The organism is Actinomadura hibisca NBRC 15177 (assembly GCF_001552635.1).
Lineage (GTDB): Bacteria > Actinomycetota > Actinomycetes > Streptosporangiales > Streptosporangiaceae > Spirillospora > Spirillospora hibisca.
In genome coordinates this window covers 1-10,164 of the sequence record NZ_BCRO01000057.1, presented here as the reverse complement: position 1 = coordinate 10,164, position 10,164 = coordinate 1, and the positions used below count along the sequence as shown (strand labels likewise).

13 protein-coding genes are annotated in these 10,164 nt (G+C 65.5%); 1 reads left to right on the top strand and 12 read right to left on the bottom strand.

Going from position 1 to position 10,164, the window contains the following annotated elements; all coding sequences use genetic code 11:
* Nucleotides 1-559: 559 nt before the first annotated feature.
* Nucleotides 560-1,852 (bottom strand): MFS transporter, encoded by a 1,293-nt coding sequence (locus AH6_RS26230; RefSeq protein ID WP_067484866.1) that lies wholly within the window; start codon nt 1,850-1,852, stop codon nt 560-562.
* On the bottom strand, nt 1,849-2,805 hold the full coding sequence (gene blaOXA, locus AH6_RS26225; protein ID WP_083983472.1) for a class D beta-lactamase: 957 nt from the start codon (nt 2,803-2,805) through the stop codon (nt 1,849-1,851). Before blaOXA ends, AH6_RS26230 begins: the two co-directional genes overlap by 4 nt.
* A 331-nt stretch (nt 2,806-3,136) precedes the next feature.
* Between blaOXA and AH6_RS26220 the strand changes: the two genes are divergently transcribed.
* Nucleotides 3,137-3,475 carry an EthD family reductase gene (locus AH6_RS26220; protein WP_083983471.1) on the top strand — a complete coding sequence of 113 codons (339 nt, stop codon included), beginning with the start codon at nt 3,137-3,139 and terminating at the stop codon, nt 3,473-3,475.
* Nucleotides 3,476-3,723: 248 nt separating this feature from the next.
* Here the strand turns inward: AH6_RS26220 and AH6_RS26215 are convergent, their stop codons facing one another.
* From AH6_RS26215 to AH6_RS44085, 10 genes are all read right to left on the bottom strand, one after another.
* Nucleotides 3,724-4,071, bottom strand: a complete 348-nt coding sequence (locus AH6_RS26215) for a hypothetical protein (protein ID WP_067484863.1) — start codon at nt 4,069-4,071, stop codon at nt 3,724-3,726.
* Between the two features lie 160 nt (nt 4,072-4,231).
* Nucleotides 4,232-4,567: a hypothetical protein gene (locus tag AH6_RS26210; RefSeq protein WP_067484860.1), complete on the bottom strand. Its 336-nt coding sequence runs from the start codon at nt 4,565-4,567 to the stop codon at nt 4,232-4,234.
* 43 nt (nt 4,568-4,610) lie between these two features.
* The gene (locus AH6_RS26205; protein ID WP_067484856.1) at nt 4,611-5,453 is read right to left on the bottom strand and encodes a helix-turn-helix domain-containing protein; all 843 of its coding nucleotides are present in this window, start codon (nt 5,451-5,453) and stop codon (nt 4,611-4,613) included.
* Nucleotides 5,454-5,462: 9 nt separating this feature from the next.
* The gene (locus AH6_RS44095) at nt 5,463-5,981 is read right to left on the bottom strand and encodes a DUF6879 family protein (RefSeq protein ID WP_067484854.1); all 519 of its coding nucleotides are present in this window, start codon (nt 5,979-5,981) and stop codon (nt 5,463-5,465) included.
* A 3-nt stretch (nt 5,982-5,984) separates the two neighbouring features.
* The gene (locus AH6_RS26195; RefSeq protein WP_067484851.1) at nt 5,985-6,362 is read right to left on the bottom strand and encodes a hypothetical protein; all 378 of its coding nucleotides are present in this window, start codon (nt 6,360-6,362) and stop codon (nt 5,985-5,987) included.
* A 193-nt stretch (nt 6,363-6,555) separates the two neighbouring features.
* Nucleotides 6,556-7,659 (bottom strand): methyltransferase domain-containing protein, encoded by a 1,104-nt coding sequence (locus AH6_RS26190; RefSeq protein WP_245679470.1) that lies wholly within the window; start codon nt 7,657-7,659, stop codon nt 6,556-6,558.
* A 147-nt stretch (nt 7,660-7,806) separates the two neighbouring features.
* A complete protein-coding gene (locus tag AH6_RS44090; protein ID WP_157431727.1) occupies nt 7,807-8,142 on the bottom strand; it encodes a hypothetical protein in 336 nt (111 codons plus the stop codon).
* 34 nt (nt 8,143-8,176) lie between these two features.
* The gene (locus tag AH6_RS26180) at nt 8,177-9,040 is read right to left on the bottom strand and encodes a helix-turn-helix domain-containing protein (protein ID WP_169807910.1); all 864 of its coding nucleotides are present in this window, start codon (nt 9,038-9,040) and stop codon (nt 8,177-8,179) included.
* 8 nt (nt 9,041-9,048) lie between these two features.
* Nucleotides 9,049-9,558, bottom strand: a complete 510-nt coding sequence (locus AH6_RS26175) for a DUF6879 family protein (RefSeq protein ID WP_067484842.1) — start codon at nt 9,556-9,558, stop codon at nt 9,049-9,051.
* The gene (locus AH6_RS44085; RefSeq protein WP_157431726.1) at nt 9,491-9,802 is read right to left on the bottom strand and encodes a hypothetical protein; all 312 of its coding nucleotides are present in this window, start codon (nt 9,800-9,802) and stop codon (nt 9,491-9,493) included. Before AH6_RS44085 ends, AH6_RS26175 begins: the two co-directional genes overlap by 68 nt.
* Nucleotides 9,803-10,164: the final 362 nt, after the last annotated feature.

Below are 10,164 nucleotides of genomic sequence, written 5' to 3'. Positions count from 1 at the left end.
GGGCGGCGCCCGGATGTGGGGGTTTGGGGGGACGTCCCCCCAAGGAAACACAGCCGCTTTCGCCGAGGCCGAGGCACCGACTCAGTCTGTGGGGGTCTACACCAGACCGCCCACCTCAGCCACGCGCGGGTTTTCTGCACGTGCCCAACAGCCCTAGCCCGCGCGGGTTAAAGCCACGTCCACACTGCCCTCAGCCCGCGCGGGTTTTCCACGCCTGCCCGCCAATCTCAGCCCGTACTGCGCGCCCCAGACAGAACATCCCCGCGTGCGCGGGGCCGAGGGCTCCTGGTACGGCGGCGGCACGCCGAAGGGGGGACCATCCCCGCGTGCGCGGGGCCGAGGCTTATTGACCTGCGCTGTTGTAAGCGGCAGAGGCTGTTTTTATTTAGTTGTGCCATGCAACCCGCCGAGGCGGCCATGAGTTGGTCTTGATAGATGAAGCGGGGTGTCCTGCCTGTCGTCGGGAGGTGAGTGGGAGATCCATCCGACGGCCTTACTAGGGGACTCTCAGACTAGAGCGCTGGCTCCCTCGCACACCGCTCTGATGCCGAAGTAGTCCCTACCTACCCACACCAACCTTCGTCCCCTCGTCCCGCCCTTCACCCCATGGCGTTCCGCCAAGGGCCGAAATCTCCCCCCGACTCCCAACCCCCCACCTGAAAAGCACCCACGACACCACCGCTGTCCCGAAAGCCACCAACGCCAAACCCCCCAACGCCACCGCCGCGCCGCCCGCCCCCCACTCAAACAACCGCCCCACCGCAATCCCCCCAGCGAACGCGAACAAGCCCGCGCAGAACGCCCGCACCCCCAAGTACGCCCCATACCGCGTCGGCGGAGCCAGCCGAGCAAGCGTCCGGAACACCGCCGGTTGCATCAAGCCATCAGCCAGGCCGAGCAGCACCGCGACCGCGACCAACCCCACCAACCGATCGCCCACACCCGTCGCCAACAGCAGATAACCACCCCCAGCGAACAACATCCCCGCCCGCAGCACCCCAGGCCGCTCAGCCCGCCCCGCCGCCGCGCACCACGGCTGCACCGACGCCGACACCATCGCGAGCACGCAGCAGAACACCGTCACCGCCCCGGCCTCCGCCCCGCCCAGCGGCACCACCACTGCCGCCTGGTCCGCCAGCAGCATCGTCGGCATGGACATGACCGCGAACCACATGAAAGCCCGGTCCCGCAGCACCGCCCGCACGCCGCTGACGACTCCGCCCCTGGGCGCGACAGCCGGGACAGCCGGGACAGCCGAGACAGCCGAGACAGGCGCAGCAGACGCCCCATGCCGCACCAGCGAGAACAAGAACGCCGCACACACCCACAACCCAGCCGCCGTCAACGCCACCAACCAGTACCCGACGTTCAGCAGCACCAGCCCCAACGCCGGACCCACCACCGCCGCAACCTGCAACGTCATCGCATACGCCGCATAACCGCGCGCCCGCCGCCGCTCCGACAGCCCCGCCAGCAACGACTGCGCCGCCGGATGGAACATCGCCCCGCCCGTGCCCAGCAGCACCGCCGCCACGACCACCCCAGGCAGCGAAGACACCGTGCCCAGCAGCGCGAACCCGACCGCACGCAGCAAGCACGCCAAGATGCCCGTCCGCACCGGCGTCAGCACGTCCACCAGCACGCCGACCGGCAGAGAAAGCGTGTGCTGCACCAGATTGCGCAGCGCCAGCACCAAGCCGATCACCCCGGCCGCCAGCCCCAGGTCCTCCCGAAGATGCACGACGAGATGCGACATCGCCGCGAAGTAGCCCAACGAGATCGCGGCCTGCACGGCAACGACCACGGCGACCGTGTGACGGTCGCCGTGGTCGGAAGCGGAGATGCTCGTCACGCGCTCGGCAGCACGCTCAGCCGACGCAACAACTCACGCGCAACGGTGGCGCGCTTCCCGGCGTCACCGTCCTTCACGATGTCGATGTTCAGCGCGAACGTGTGCACACGCCCGCCGCGCTCCACCCACCCGACCCACCAGCCAGTGCCTGGGTTGGGAGCGTTCTGCCAGCCGGACTTCGCGAACAACGCGTACCCGTCCTTCTCCTCCTGCTTGATCAGCTCGCGGACGGTGCGCTGGTTCGCGCGCGAGGCCGGCAGCCGCTGCGCCGCCAGTCGCTCCAGGAAACGCGTCTGCTCCACCGCCGAGATCTTCAGCGGGCCGTCCAGCCAGAACCGGTCCACCACCTTGCCGGTCTGCTGGTTGCCGTAGCCCAGTCGGTGCAACCACTGCTGCTCGCGCTTCAGACCGATGCGGCGCGCGATCACCTGGAACGCCGCCGCGTTCGAGATGCTGACGGCCTCCCGCATGCTCATGTCGTGCTCCCACTCCGGGAACGGCTGCGGCGTCCCGTCCCACGGGATGATCTCGTCGGGGCTCTTGACGGCCCCCGTCTCCAGCGCGACGAGCGCGTGCGGCACCTTGAAGCTGGACGCGGGCACCAACGGCGTCTCGGCCCGCGACCGGTCCACCACGGTCGTCTTCCGGGTCTTCACGTCCAGCAGCGCGAACGAGCCGCGCACACCGGCTTGGTCGAACACGGCGCGCAGATCGTCGCGAACGGTGGTGCCGGGACGGGACAGGTGGACGGTCTTGCTCGCGGCGGCCGGGGCGGCACTGCCGGGCCCGGCCGTGGCCGCCGTGGCCGCGTTCGTGGCCGCGTTCGTGGTCGCGCCACGGGCGACAGCTTCATGGGCAGAGGCTCCGCACGCAGCGGTGCTAAGAAGGGTGAGGGCGGCGAGCGCGGCGACGCCCAGCCGGGAGCCGCGCGTTCGGGAGGAAGCTTCGATCATGCGGGTGAGGACATCAGGGGATGCCGGTGGATGTCCAATATTCGTATTGATCGAAGAATGATATTGGATTTCGTATCGTTCTAGGTCAGGCGGGGCGGATGCGTGGCTGGACATGCTTCGAAAATCTTCCGCAGGGAATGATCGTCGCTGGCTGCCCGCACCCTCGGGCGTCTGCGCATCCCGGTGTCGCTTTTGGACGATGCAGGACACGAGAGGGCGGTCGGGACGTCTGTCCGATGACCGATATCGGCACCATGGTTCCCGGGCGCGTGGCGCGGTGACATGGTTGCCCCGACGCACGATCATGCGTCAGCGCCCGAAGGGGGCAGGGATGGCAGCGAGCGCCCGGTTGATCGTCATGTGGAGCACGCCGCGGGATCAGGCGGAGTTCGATCGCCACTACCAGGAGGTCCACATCCCGCTGGCCAGGAAGGTGCCCGGCCTCCGTCGCTACACCCTGAGCAAGAACATCTTGCAGGTGCACGGGGGCGAGCCGCTCTACCTGGTCGCCGAGCTGGACTTCGACGACACGAGCGCGCTGCGGAAGGCGTTCGACATGCCCGAAGGCAAGGCCCTCACGGCTGACACGGACGTCCTGGCGAAAAACGCCGAGGTGCGCATCACGGTCTACGAGCTGGACGACATGCTCAACGACTCAGGACGCGCCTGAGTGTTCGCCTGGGGATGTTCTCCCAGCTCCCTACGACTCCCTGCGGCGAGCGACGGTTCTAGCCAGGGGCCGGCCAGTGCCTCGATGTGCTCAGTGACGTTCATTCCCCACGCTTTCCGCCACCCGGGCCCGGCGTGGGTCGTGCTCGTCGGCCCACGGGGAAGCTTCAGCGGTTGGCCATCCGCCAGCCCAGAGGGATCTACGGTGGGGAACCGCCTTCGCGGTCGTCTCCCGGTCCAGGCCAGCAATCAGAACCCCGGCGGCGAGCCTGCCCTGCCGCCCCTGCCACCCCCGCCTCCGCCGCAGGCCGGGCACGACGACTCCACCACTTTGGACGGGGCGTTGATATCACCAACGTGCACCACCACACCCGCGCCCAGACACACCTTGCACCCAGGGAAGGCGTCCATACCGGGCTCCTCCCACACGGGAATGTCCTCGGGACGTGGCAGCTCCCCGGGAGCCGGGTCCTCGGCGGGCTCGTAGTCGCCGCCGACATAGCCGCGTCCCATGCAGAAGCGGCAGGCGATCGTCAGCGAGCCGATCCGCTGCTCACCCTCGCCACCGCAGTCGGGACACTGAAGCTTGTCGGTCACACCTTGCCCGTTCCGTTGCAGACCGTGCACGGCACCATGTCGGTTTGCCGTTCCGGCCGATCTTCTGCGTGCCCGACCCCTTGCAGGCCGAACAATCCACAGCCTTACCGTGCTTACCCATCACCAGCCCTTTCCTGTGCGGCCGCGCCGACATCCGCGCTCATGGACCCTTGCCTATGCGAGCCTCGACCGTCCGGGCGATCACACCGGCAACATCGGCGGCATCGGCGACGACCCCGATCGACTCGCCGGTCTCAGCCCAGGTGAACCACCATGCACCGTCGATGAAGTCACAACCCGCCTCGATCGAAAGACCCGGCAACTCCGCGTTGATCACGTGCAGCACCGGCACGCCCGCACGCGGCACCACACCGCATGACATCCCACCGTGCGCCACCACGGCCGCATCGAGCACCGTCAAGTGCGTACGACGCTCGCTCGTGAGGACGGGCTGATCAGCGGAGACTCTGGCTTGTCGCGGGCCGTCGAAGCTCATGACGACGACGGTAGAAGGGGCTGGTCAGCGCCTTCCAGGATGTTTACAGATGTTGCAGATGCTCTATGGCCTCGTTGATGACATGCCGGGCGTCTCGCCCGTAAACCGCCTGTCCCTGGAGCAGCATGAACGCCTTCTCAAACAGCGCGATCTCGCGCGGTTGCGTGACCTTGATGCCGGCCGACGTAGTTTCGATCTTGATCAGCTGATCATCAAATATCCAGAAGCCTTCACCCGGCCAGAACCGGCGCACGACATCCGGCGGAATGACGCCAAGGGAGACGCTGGGCAGCGTCATCACGGCCAAGAGGCGATCAAGTTGCCCGAGCATCACATCCCGGCCGCCGAAGACGGTCGTCAGGGTTCGCGCTTCGATCACGAACGCAAACTTGCGATCACCCTTGTACAGGTAGTGCTGGCGTTCCATTCGAGCCGCGACGGCCGCATCAAGATCCGTCTGAGTCTCGTAGAATTCACTGGCAATCTTAAGGATCTCCAGACAGTACTCGGCCGTCTGTAGAATTCCCGGAACAACGTCCGATTCATACACTCGGAACCGCTGCGTCCTCTCGTAAAGAGGAAAGGATTTCTCCTGGAGACGTTTAAGGCCGCCACGGAGTTGGCGCTGCCACTCCAGCCACATCCCTTCGATGCCTCGAAGGGTTGCGATCAAGTCGGGTACCTGGGCTCCGGCCTCGCATGAGGCGCACCAGGCGCGAATATCGTCCTCGGAAGGATTTTGGCGCCCGTTCTCGATGCGGGAGATCTTAGTAAAATGAATACCCGAGAGCGAGGCGAGGGCCCGCCCCGTCAGGCGCGCATCTTTGCGGATCTCGCGAAGGCGGACACCGAACTCCTCGCGGGCTCGCTGGACCTGGCTTGACACTGGCGGCGGTCAGACAGGCACGTACTCGTGATCAGGGATGCCGAGAAGCCAGACGTTCTCGAACGACTGCTTGCACAGCCGTACGACGTCCGGATCCTTCCAGAGTTGGCGTTCGACAACTTCGCCACTCGCGGCGAAGATGGAAAAGACCGCCACCTCTTCATCGAAGAGCCAGAAGTCGTTTCCGGGAAGGGCGACGCCTGAGACGAGTCGACGGGGAACCCATACGATCTGTTCCCCGGCTTCGACGAACAGGTGAGAGTCCGACAGAACCCAGCGTTGGTAGTCATTTATGGGCTCAGAGATGATCCGTGCTCTCCGGATCACCTTTCCTTCTCGCGTGGCGGACCGCACCGTGTCGAACCAAGGTTGCAGCCAAGCGCGGTCGTCCTGCTCTCCACCTTCCCATTTCTTCAGATGAGGCTGCTCTGCCTGAGTTCCGTAAGAATCACGCATCTCCAAGTGCAGCGCTTCACGGCGGAAGGTCTGGAAGAATTCCTGACGCGCTTCACCTGTGATCAGTTCCAAGGCCTACCCTTCGCTGAGTAGAGCCCTCAGGGCCGATTTCGGGATCTCTACACAGTCTTCGTGATCTGGTATGTCCATCTGGTTGCGGGCTTCGGAATTGGTCACCCGGCGGCCCTGAACGATGAAGTTTCCTTCGTCGGTCACGTGCACGATCGGCGCGGTCCAGCTCGTTACACGACCTGAGACGTCATCGTTGACCAGGTGAGTGAAGAGGCCCGGAGGGACCTCAACGATCGTCTCGCCGTCGGGCACTTCGAGCTTGTCCAGGATCTCGGGGTCGGTCACGATCCAGCCCTGAACGATGTAGGTGTCCTGGTCAGTGGCGTACAGGGTTGGGGACTCGTCCGGCTTCGAGTCCTTACCCAAGAACGTGAGGTGCACGGACGTCTCCCGTCTGAACGGTTGACGGATGTTGCAGATCGAGCTTCCGGTCCTGAACGCGTCGGCGTCAAGGCGCTTATCGGAACCCTCACCTGAAGGCTGTCTTTCTCTCCCGAACTGGGAGGCATGCGGGGCTGGGGCCGGGGCTGGTGTTCTTGGTCACGCGCGGAGCGCGGTGAGGTCTAGCCGTCTCTCACAGGCTGATCGGGTTGTCCGGGGAGTCGAGCCAGACCTGTTGACCATCGGGCGTGACGGTCATGCCGAATCTGCCGCGTTCGGGCTGCCCCCACTTCACCCACCGGAAGAACGCAGCCTCCAGTTCGTCCCACAGATCGCGCTCGCCGAACTGTCGTACGTCGGGCCCGACCACGTGAGCGCCGGAATCGCCTGTCCAGAGCCATCCCTCGAACGGCGGACCCGGTTCAAAGACCATCGAGACGTGCGGCAGGCAACCCGCGATGGCCACATCCGCCCCGTACCCGGAGCGGAGGATGCGGCGCGGGTCGAGCACCGAGCTTCGCTCCCGGTATGGGCCCTCGTGCGTGGGAGCGGTGGGGGTCCGCTGGTTGCGAAGCATCATGTACCGCGTTCCGCCGACGAACCTTCCGGTGGCAGTGCCGTCGTCTCCGACGATCAGGCGCACCTTGTGTCCGGGCTCGAACTCGGGCATCCAGGGGAAGACGATCACGCCGCCGGGCCTGGTCTGCTCGATCCAGGAATAGGGCACCTGGCTGACTCCGGCGGTGACGTGAACGCGATCGTAGGGAGCTCCTTCCTGCCAGCCTTCAGCCCCGTCGCCGAGGACCAGGCGGGGCGAATACCCCGCTCCTTCGAGGTTGGCCGCCGCGCGCGCAAGGAGGTCGGGATCTATCTCGACACTGGTGACGTTCTCGTCGCCCACGCGGTACGCGAGTAGTGCGGCGGTCCAGCCGCTTCCGGTTCCGATCTCAAGGACACGGTCGCCTTCGTAGGGGTCCAGCAGCTCCAGGAACTCCAGGACGACGCCGGGAGCCGACAGGGAGGAGGTGTAGTCGCCTTCACCGCCGATCTCGGTTGCCCCGTCATCAAGCTGGGTGATGATCGGCTGGTCTGCGTAGGCCGCGCTCAACCACTCGTGCGGCCGCTGGCCTCCATCGATGCGGAAGCCGGGAGCGTTGTAGGGGTTGGCCCACGCCACCGGCGGCACGAACCGATGCCGGGGCACGGCGTGCAACGCCGCACGCCATGCCGGGTCGGTCAACTCGCCGCTGGCGGTCAGCATGTCGGCCAGTGCCTCGATGTGCTCAGGGACGTTCACTTCCCACGCTTCCCGCCACCCGGGGCCTGGCCGTCGCCGTCCTCCTTCTTGGGAGGCTTCGGCTCGAAGGGCTTGTCCTGCTTCGGGTCGCCCTCATGCTTACCCATACCGTCTCGCCTTCCTGCCTGGCGCGGCCGTCCGCCGCGCTCATGGAGCCTTGTCTACGTGGGCCCCGACCGTCCGGGCAATCACACCGGCAACACCGGCGGCATCGGTGACGACCCCGATCGACTCGCCGGTCTCAGCCCAGGTGAACCGCCATGCACCGTCGATGAAGTCACAACCCACTTCGATCGAAAGACCCGGCGACTCCGCGTTGATCACGTGCAGCACCGGCATGCCTGCACGTGGCACTACACCGCAGGACATCCCGCCATGCGCCACCACGGCCGCATCGAGCACCGTCAAGTGCGTGCGACGCTCGCTCGTGAGGGCGGGCTGATCAGCGGAGACTCTGGCTTGTCGCGGGCCGTCGAAGCTCATGACGACGACGCTAAGAAGCCCTGACCAGCGACGGCTAGGAGTTTTCCCGAGTTTGCGCGTAGCTGTTTCTCGCCGTCTCGATCAGCGTGCGGGCCTCGTCACCGTAGACCGCCATGCCGCGGAGCTGACCGAACAACCTCACGAAGAAAGCCAGCTCCTCCGGGCGTCTCGTACGGAAACCGCCTGACCACATCTCGCTACGCACCAGTTGCTCATCAAAGAGGTAGAAGCCTTCGCCCGCCCGGACATGCCGTTTCGCCCATGGCGGGATGATGCCGAGAGCCACGTTCGGGAGCCGCGTCACCTGGTGAAGGAAGCCAAGTTGCTCGCTCATGGTGGTGTTGCCCCCGAATGCATGTTCAAGGGCTCCGTGCTCGATCACGAACGAATATTTGTTCAGCCCGTTTCCTGCTGTGACGAGATGTTGCCGGGACAGCCGGGCGTCGGCGGCGGTCTCCACATCCGCGAGCGGCGTCCCGTGAAGCCGAGCGCTGGCAGTAAGGACCGCGACGATGTAAGCGCGTGTCTGGAGGATGCCGGGAACGATGTTCGACTCGTAAGCTCGGAGCAGGCCGGTGCTCTCGTACAGGGGCGTACTGCGCGACTGGATATGGACTTGCCCAGCCCGCATCTCTCGCCGGTACTCCACCCACATCTGTTCGATCTCCCGAAGAACCGCGATCAGTTCCGGGACCAGATGCGGGACGTCGCAAGCGGTGCACCACTGCCTGATGTCGTCCTCGGACGGGTTCTGCCGAGCGTGCTCAATTCTGGAGATCTTGGTGTTGCGCATGCCTGACCGGGCGGCGAGCCCCTGCCCCGTCAGGCCGGCATCAAGGCGGATGTCACGGAGTCTGATACCGAACGCCTTCTTGGCGGCGGCCGCGCTGTCTGACACCTCTTGGCTCAGGAAGTCGCGCGGTATTCGTCATAGGGGATGGCCAGTGCCCAGGCCAGATCGAAGGCGCCGGTGCAGAGCTTCACTACCTCGGCATCTTGGGCGAATTGAATCTCTGTCCGCTGGTTGTCCCCGCCGAAGACGTTGAAGATCACGATCTCGTCGTCAAGAACGAAGAAGTCATTACCGGGGAGCGAGACCGTGGAGACGAGACGCCGGGGGAGCCACCGCATCATCTCGCCCGCTTCTATTGCGGGCTTGCTGGCCTCAAGGATGAACCGGTGATAGTCCGACAGTGGTTCGGAGACAACCTTCACGCGGCGGGTCACGACACCCGCCGCAACCCTTGCCGCCGCACGTTCTCCCCAGACGCTCACCGTTTCCTTGACGGACCGGCCTGCCCGCCAGGCTGCGAACGTCTCGGCGTCTACGTCGTAGTTGTCCCTCAGCTCAAGCTTGAGGATGCTCTTGGCGGACCGCAGAAGCCCACTGCGCCGCTCCACCGAGATCGATTCCATAGTGCTCCTTGACATACATGCGCACGACGAGGTCCATCAGCGGATCGGGGAACTCGCAGAACGTCTCATCGTCTGCCAGGGAGCGAAGCTGAACGGCCACCTGCGGGCCGCGTCGCTTGCCCTGTGCGATCCAGCTTTCCCGGTTCGTCCGATAGAAGGCTGGGCAGTCGTCCAGATCTCCGCTACCCGGGTCCTTGCACACGAAGGTAGCGATCAGGTCATCGTCGTCGACGGGTGTTTGCATGAGATTGCTTCCTCCAAGATCACCATTCATGCAGAGCCGAGTCGGCACCATCCGAACCTGTGGCATCCGCGTTGGGCAAGGTGTCCGTTGGGAAGCAAAAGAGGAACGTCGCCGAGGGCCTACGCTCACCTATTCGACTGGGAGGCATGCGGGGCTGGGGTTGATGGTCTGGCGCGGAGCGCGGGTTGGGCTTGTTGGTCTAGGTGCGGAAAACCCGCGCGGGCTGAGGCAGTTGGGCCTGTGCACCACCCCGCGCGGGGCTGGGGCTGCTGGTCGGGTGTGGGGCGCGGGGTTGAGGTGGGTGGTCTGGTGTAGACCCCCACTGATTGAGTCGGTGCCTCGTCCTCGGGGAAAGCGTCGTG

What these genes read in the sequence shown, in the direction of transcription:
- blaOXA (WP_083983472.1), bottom strand. Translation starts at nt 2,805, where the DNA reads ATGATCGAAGCTTCCTCCCGAACGCGCGGCTCCCGGCTGGGCGTCGCC.
- AH6_RS26220 (WP_083983471.1), top strand. Translation starts at nt 3,137, where the DNA reads ATGGCAGCGAGCGCCCGGTTGATCGTCATGTGGAGCACGCCGCGGGAT.
- AH6_RS26210 (WP_067484860.1), bottom strand. Translation starts at nt 4,567, where the DNA reads ATGAGCTTCGACGGCCCGCGACAAGCCAGAGTCTCCGCTGATCAGCCC.
- AH6_RS44090 (WP_157431727.1), bottom strand. Translation starts at nt 8,142, where the DNA reads ATGAGCTTCGACGGCCCGCGACAAGCCAGAGTCTCCGCTGATCAGCCC.
- AH6_RS26175 (WP_067484842.1), bottom strand. Translation starts at nt 9,558, where the DNA reads ATGGAATCGATCTCGGTGGAGCGGCGCAGTGGGCTTCTGCGGTCCGCC.
- AH6_RS44085 (WP_157431726.1), bottom strand. Translation starts at nt 9,802, where the DNA reads ATGCAAACACCCGTCGACGACGATGACCTGATCGCTACCTTCGTGTGC.